6 protein-coding genes and 1 pseudogene are annotated in these 6,411 nt (G+C 70.2%); 1 reads left to right on the top strand and 6 read right to left on the bottom strand.

Features of this window, described 5'->3' with window-relative positions:
* From AC27KI_RS16885 to AC27KI_RS16900, 4 genes are all read right to left on the bottom strand, one after another.
* A partial coding sequence (locus AC27KI_RS16885) for a metallophosphoesterase family protein (RefSeq protein WP_487114858.1) occupies window positions 1-584 on the bottom strand: 584 nt, incomplete at its 3' end.
* A 361-nt stretch (window positions 585-945) separates the two neighbouring features.
* Window positions 946-1,362 carry an organic hydroperoxide resistance protein gene (locus AC27KI_RS16890; RefSeq protein ID WP_272549265.1) on the bottom strand — a complete coding sequence of 139 codons (417 nt, stop codon included), beginning with the start codon at window positions 1,360-1,362 and terminating at the stop codon, window positions 946-948.
* Between the two features lie 90 nt (window positions 1,363-1,452).
* The gene (locus AC27KI_RS16895; RefSeq protein ID WP_284402860.1) at window positions 1,453-1,926 is read right to left on the bottom strand and encodes a MarR family winged helix-turn-helix transcriptional regulator; all 474 of its coding nucleotides are present in this window, start codon (window positions 1,924-1,926) and stop codon (window positions 1,453-1,455) included.
* A gap of 288 nt (window positions 1,927-2,214) precedes the next feature.
* Complete coding sequence (locus AC27KI_RS16900) at window positions 2,215-3,063, bottom strand: 3-hydroxybutyryl-CoA dehydrogenase (protein ID WP_487114860.1); 849 nt, start codon at window positions 3,061-3,063, stop codon at window positions 2,215-2,217.
* 140 nt (window positions 3,064-3,203) lie between these two features.
* Between AC27KI_RS16900 and AC27KI_RS16905 the strand changes: the two genes are divergently transcribed.
* The gene (locus tag AC27KI_RS16905; RefSeq protein ID WP_487114862.1) at window positions 3,204-4,793 is read left to right on the top strand and encodes a GMC family oxidoreductase; all 1,590 of its coding nucleotides are present in this window, start codon (window positions 3,204-3,206) and stop codon (window positions 4,791-4,793) included.
* Window positions 4,794-4,841: 48 nt separating this feature from the next.
* Here the strand turns inward: AC27KI_RS16905 and AC27KI_RS16910 are convergent, their stop codons facing one another.
* Both AC27KI_RS16910 and AC27KI_RS16915 read right to left on the bottom strand, forming a co-directional pair.
* Window positions 4,842-5,684 (bottom strand): ABC transporter permease, encoded by an 843-nt coding sequence (locus AC27KI_RS16910; RefSeq protein WP_272567099.1) that lies wholly within the window; start codon window positions 5,682-5,684, stop codon window positions 4,842-4,844.
* A 42-nt stretch (window positions 5,685-5,726) separates the two neighbouring features.
* Window positions 5,727-6,411 (bottom strand): annotated as a pseudogene (locus tag AC27KI_RS16915) (anti-sigma factor).

A 6,411-nucleotide genomic window follows, 5' to 3' on the forward strand; every position in this document is an offset into this window, starting at 1 on the left:
CCGCGACGCCCCAGCCACTGGCGGTGCGGCGGCACCGGCACGGGCACGCCGGGCTGCGGCGCAAAGCGCATCAGCTTGGCGGTGGGCGTGAGGAAATACAGCGCCTGCTCGTGCACGTGGCCGCAGAACACGTAGCGGATGGCGGGGTCGAGCTGGCTGGCCGCGGCCATGCTGCGCTCGGCCGCGCCCGCGTCCTGCACGTAGTGCCAGTGGCTGGGCTGGTCGGCGCTGGCGTGCACCAGCAGCGTGTTCGCACCCAGGCGGCGCGTGAGCGGCAAGGTGGCCAGAAAGGCCCGGTGGTGCGGCGACAGCTGCGCATGCGTCCACTGCGCGCTCTGGTCGCCCATCTGGGTGGGCGTTGCGGGCGGGTCCAGCGCCGCGACGTCGTGGTTGCCCAGCACGCAGGGCGCGCCTTGCGCCGCCAGGGCCATGGCCTGCTCGACGACGGCCACGGGGTCGCCGCCGTAGCCCACCAGGTCGCCCAGCAGCGCGAACTGCTCGGCGCCCTGGGCGCGGGCATGCGCCAGGCAGGCATCGAGGGCATGGCGATTGGCGTGGATGTCGGCGAGCAGGGCGATCTTCATGGCGGACGCGGTGGGTGCGCGAGGCTGGGGTCAAGGGTGCGAAAAGGCATCGGCCCGCGGGGGCGGGGCCGCCTGCGATGATGGCTCCGAATGGTGCCATTGGCGGGGGTGAGTGCGCGGGAAGCGCAAAAAAGGTGCCATCGCGCGGGTGTCGCGGCGTGCATCGCCGCCGGGTGTCGCTGCGGCGCCCCGCTGGCGCCCGCTTCGATGGAGTGGGTTGCTACATTTTTGGTAGCACCCGAGGCAAATAAAACCCCGGCATCACGGCCAATCAGGCCAGGGAAGCGTATCGGGCCCCACGCAAAAAGCCCCCCCGCGCGTCGGATCGCGGCCGGGGGGCTTTTTTTCAGGCCGATGCCGATCAGGCCAGCGTGATCGTCACGTCGATGTTGCCGCGCGTGGCGTTGGAGTAGGGGCAGACCTGGTGGGCGGCGTCCACCAGTTGCTGCGCCTGGGCGCGGTCCAGGCCGGGCAGGCTGACCTTCAGGCGGGCGGCGATGCCGTAGGCGTTGGGGATCTTGCCCAGATCGACTTCGGCGTCCACAGCCACGTCCTGCGGCACGGCGATCTTCAGCTGGCCGCCCACGGCCTTCAAGGCGCCGATGAAGCAGGCGGAATAGCCGGCGGCGAAGAGCTGCTCGGGGTTCGTGCCCGTGCCGCTGGTGCCGGGGGCGGAGAGCTGCACGTCCAGGCGTCCGTCATCGGTGCGCGAGGCGCCGTCGCGGCCGCCGGTGGTGTGGGCGCGGGCGGTGTAGAGGACTTGGTCGAGCGATGGCATGGTGATTCCTTTGCAGTGAATGCCCGCGGTGCGGGCGGTTGAGGGACAAAAAAGACAACGAAAGCGAGAACGAAAGTGAGGACGGGGCTGCTAGCCGGACCCGATCCGGCGGCGCAGCTGCTGCAGCTGCCGGGTCAGCGCGGTGAGTTCGGGCAGGGTGCACTGGCTGCTTTCCAGCACGCAGGCAGGAATGGCTTCGGCGCGGTCGCGCAGGGCCCGGCCGGCGGGGGTGAGCGTGGTGCGCACACGGCGCTCGTCCTGCGCATCGCGCAGCCGCGTCACCAGGCCCGAGGCCTCCAGGCGCTTGAGCAGCGGGGTGAGCGTGCCGGAGTCGAGGAACAGGCGCTCGCCCAGTTCGGAGACGGTGATGCCGTCGCGCTCCCAGAGCGACAGCATCACCAGATACTGCGGGTAGGTGAGGCCGATGGACTCCAGCAGCGGCTTGTAGAGCTTGGTCATCGCCAGCGATGCGGAATAGAGCGCAAAGCAGACCTGGTTGTCCAGCTGCAGCAGAGCGGGGCTGGGCGTGGAGACCGGGTGGGCGAGGGCGTCGGGGCGGGGCATGGGTTGGATTGTGATGCCCAATTCAATTGTGAGCAATTGAATTGGGCATCACCCCATCGGCGCTGGGGGTTTGACGTGCGGCGTGCAGGCGGCAGCGCCGAATGGGTGTACTGCGGGGCGGTGGAAGGTCCTTTGGCGCGTGCGTCCTGCGGCCGAGGGTGTGCGTCAAAGTGGCCTCCGGCGCAATGAATTCTACGGCGTTGCGCTATTAAAAATATAGCGAAAAGCCTTGACCCGTTGGAGGAGGCCGGGGCTGCCCACTGCCCACTGCCCATGGCCCGGGTAAGGTCAGTAAGCGTACACGCCATGCCCGGTCTTGCGGCCCAGGCGACCGGCGGCCACCATTTCCTTGAGCAGCGGGCAGGGGCGGTATTTGCTGTCGCCGAACTCGGTCAGGTACACGTTCATCACCGCCAGGCACACGTCCAGGCCGATCATGTCCGCCAGCGCCAGCGGGCCGATGGGCTGGTTGCAGCCGAGCTTCATGCCCGCGTCGATGTCCTCGGGCGTGGCCAGGCCCTCGGCCAGCACGAAGAACGCCTCGTTGATCATCGGCACCAGGATGCGGTTGACCACGAAGCCGGGCGCGTTATTCACGGTGATGGGGCTTTTGCCGAGCGACTCGGACAGGGCCTTCACCGTGTCGTGCGTGGCATCGCTGGTCTGCAGGCCGCGGATGATCTCCACCAGCGCCATCATCGGCACCGGGTTGAAGAAATGCATGCCGATGAAGCGGTCGGGCCGCGACGTGGCGGCCGCCAGTTGCGTGATGGAGATCGACGAGGTGTTGGAGGCGATGATGACCTCCGGCGCCACGATGGCGTCCACCTGCTTCAGGATCTTCACCTTGAGCTCGTGGTCCTCGGTGGCCGCCTCGATCACGATCTGCGCGGCCTGGAGGTCGTCGTAGTTCGTCGAGGTGCGGATGCGCGAGAGGGCCGCGTCCTTGTCGGCGGCGGTGATCTTTTCCTTCTTGATGAGCCGGTCCAGGCTGCCGGCCACAGTGGCCAGGCCCTTTTGCACGGCGGCTTCCGAGATGTCCACCATCACCGCGTGGATGCCCGACACGGCGCAGGCCTGCGCGATGCCGTTGCCCATGGTGCCTGCGCCGATGATGCCGACGGTCGTGATCGTCATATAAAGTCTTTCCGGCCAAATAGCCAAATCAAAAAAACAGGGGTTGCGCGGATCGGCGTGATCGTATCGGCAATCGCGGGCGGCGCGGCCGGTGCGCCGCCCCAGCGGCCGCGGCCGCTGGCACAGAGGAGACAACGGACATGTTCGACTACATCGTGATCGGCGGTGGTTCGGCCGGCTGCGTGCTGGCGGGGCGCCTGACCGAAGACCCCGCCGTGCGCGTGTGCCTGCTGGAGGCCGGCCCGCCCGACACCAGCGCCCTCATCCACTGCCCGGCCGGCATCGCCCTGATGGCGCGCACCGGCGCATTCGGCTGGGGGCAGCACACCACGCCACAGCCCGGCCTGAACGGGCGCCGTGGCTACCAGCCGCGCGGCAAGGTGCTGGGCGGCTCCAGTTCGCTCAACGCCATGATCTACCTGCGCGGCCAGCCGGCCGACTATGACCACTGGGCCGCCGAGGGCAACCCGGGCTGGGCCTGGAGCGACGTGCTGCCGTACTTTCGCCGCGCCGAGCACAACGAGCGCGGCGCCGACGCCTTTCACGGCACGGGCGGCCCGCTGAACGTGATGGACCTGCCGGCGCCCCACCGCATCGCGCGCGATTTCATCGAGGCCGGCGTGCAGGCTGGCCATGCCCGCAATCCCGACTTCAATGGCGCCACGCAGGAGGGCGTGGGCTGGTACCAGGTCACCCACCGCGCGGGCGAGCGCTTCAGCGCCGCCAAGGCCTACCTCGCCCCGCACCGCGGCCGGCCCAACCTGGAGGTGGTGACGCACGCGCGCGCCACGCGCATCCTGTTCGAGGGCCGGCGCGCCGTGGGCGTGGAGTACCGCCAGGGCGGGCAGTCGCACACGGTGCGCGCTGCGCGCGAGGTGCTGCTGAGCGCGGGCGCGCTGCTGTCGCCGCAGTTGCTGATGCTGTCGGGCGTGGGGCCGGGCGCGGCGCTGCATCGCCATGGCATCGCCGTGGTGCACGACCTGCCCGGTGTGGGCGAGCATCTGCACGATCATCCCGACGTGGTGCAGGTGATGGACGCGCCGCGCCTGACGGACCTGTTCGGCCTCTCGCCCACCGCCGCGTGGCAGATGCTGCGCGGGGTGCGCGAATGGCGGGCGCACCGGCGCGGCATGCTGGTGACCAATTTCGCCGAAGCCGGCGGCTTCATCCGCAGCCGCCCCGAGGAGGCCGCGCCCGACCTGCAGCTGCACTTCGTGATCGGCAAGCTCGTCGACCACGGCCGCCGCACGCTGCTGGGCCACGGCTACTCATGCCACGTGTGCCTGCTGCAGCCCCTGAGCCGCGGCCGGGTGACGCTGGCCGGTCCCGACCCGCACGCCCTGCCGCTGGTGGACCCGGCCTTCTTCGCCGATCCGGACGATCTGCAGCGCATGGTGCGCGGCGTGCGCCGCATGCGCGAGTGGCTGGCGCAGCCGGCGCTGGCCGCCCATGGCGCGCGCGATATGCCGGCCTCGGCCGCGGCGCAGACCGATGAGGCCATCGGGCAGTTCATCCGCCAGCATGCCGACACGGTGTACCACCCGGTGGGCAGCTGCCGCATGGGGCCCGGCGCGATGGACGTGGTGGGCGCGGACCTGCGCGTGCACGGCCTGGACGGCCTGCGCGTGGTCGATGCGTCGGTCATGCCGCGCATCGTGAGCGGCAACACCAACGCGCCGACCATCATGGTCGCGGAAAAGGCAGTGGACCTGCTGCGCGCAGCGGCCTGAGGCGGATCGCGCAGCTACGCTGCTGGCGGGGCCTCAAGGCGTGTTCCATCAGGCCTGGAACCGCTTGCGCGTGAGCGCCAGCGCCGTCCAGAACGCCACCACCGTGGTGACCACCAGCACCAGGCCGTGGCGCAGCGGGTGCGCGGGCCACTGGTCCATGAACAGCGGGCGCACCAGCTCCACTGCGTTGGCCAGCGGCAGCCAGTCGGACACATGGCGCACCACGGCGGGCAACTGCTCGCGCGGGAAGAACACGCCCGACAGGAACATCATCGGCGTGAGCACCAGCGTGAAGTAGTAGGTGAAGAAGTCGTAGCCCTTGGCCAGCGCGTTGAAGATCAGCGCGATGCTGGAGAACATCACCCCCACGAACAGCAGCACGGGCCAGGCCACGAGCAGCTTGGGGCTGTGGCTGATCTTCAGCGCCAGCATCACGCCCAGGATGGCGGTGACGGTGAACACGGCCTTGAAGGCGGCCCACAGCATCTCGGCCAGCACCACGTTGTCCAGGCTGACCGGCGCGTTCATGATCCCGTCCCAGGTCTTTTGCACGTGCATGCGCGAGAAGGCCGAGTACAGCGCCTCGAAGCTGGCCGCGTTCATGGCGCTCATGCAGATGGAGCCGCTCGCCAGGAACAGGATGTAGGGCACCTGCGTGCCCCCCACGTTCACCTGGCCCACCAGCGCGCCCATGCCGTACCCGAAGGCGACCAGCCACATCAGCGGCTCGGCGATGTTGCCCACCAGGCTGGGGATGGCCAGCTTGCGCCACACCAGCAGGTTGCGCAGGAAGACGGGCCACCAGCGGGCGGACAGCTCGGGCGCGCGCCAGATCGAGGGGGTGGCCGGTCGGGCCGGCGTGGCGGGGCTGGGGTGGGGGGCGGTGGACATGGCGCTATTGTGCGGCGGCCGAGCGACGGGCCGCGGCCGAACTCACAGCACCTTCACCGCCCGGCCGATGTACTGGATCGGGCCGGTGGGCTTGCCGATGGGCGAGCCGCTCGGGGGCTCCAGCGTCAGCTCGAACAACTGGTTGGGCTGCAGCGGCGGCAGCTTTTCCAGCGCCAGCTGCAATGACTGGCCGGGCTGGACCAGTCCCAGCGAGACCGGGCCACTCCAGCTGTCGGCCTTGGTCCAGAACTCCAGCGCGCGGCCCGCGGGCACTTCGGCCACGCCCAGCGGAATGAGCTGGAGCGCGCTGGGCGAACTCGCCTGCACGACCCAGCCGGGCGCCTTGTCCTGCGGTGCCACCAGCACCACCATGAACTGCGGGGGCACGGCCTGCGGCGCCACGCGGGTGACCAGCACCGCGGCCAGCACGGCCGCCATGGCAAAGCCCGAGCCCGCCAGCCCGCGCCACAGGCCCAGGTGGTTCCACCAGTTTCGGGAAGGCCGGGCCGGCGCCGGCCGGGGCGCTGGCGACGCGGCCGGTGAATGGGAATGGGAATGGGCGGCTGGCGCGCTGGCCTGTGCGCCGTCGGCGGCCTGCAGCGAGGCATCGATGCGCGTCCACAGTTGGGCCGGCGGTGCGATCGGCTCGGCCAGCCCGGTCAGCGGCAGCAGCCGCGCTTCCCAGTCGGCCCACGGCGCGCTGCAGGGCCGGGTCCGAGTGGCCCAG

This window comes from Acidovorax sp. KPB24-03, assembly GCF_057546605.1.